Consider the following 228-nt stretch of genomic DNA (forward strand, 5'->3'; position numbering starts at 1 on the left):
GCCGACTGGTCGGCGCTGTTCTGCCGCAGCACGCGCGGCGTCGCGTTGCAGCACGGCTATCGCGCGCGCTTCATGGGCAAGCCCTACCTGCATGCGCCGGGCAGCGGGATGCACGTTCACGTGAGCCTGTACGACGTCGCGGGGCGCAACCTGCTCGCGGCGGACGGGGGGCGGCCGCTGCGGCATGCGGTGGCCGGATGCCTCGCGCTGTTGCCGCATTGCATGCCC

Annotated in this window: 1 pseudogene; it reads left to right on the forward strand. The window is 72.8% G+C overall.

What is annotated here, in order from left to right:
* A pseudogene (locus KVT39_RS37735) lies at positions 1 to 228 on the forward strand (glutamine synthetase); the annotation flags it as partial.

The sequence above is a fragment of the Burkholderia sp. GbtcB21 genome (assembly GCF_019091065.1).
Taxonomy (GTDB): domain Bacteria; phylum Pseudomonadota; class Gammaproteobacteria; order Burkholderiales; family Burkholderiaceae; genus Burkholderia; species Burkholderia pyrrocinia_C.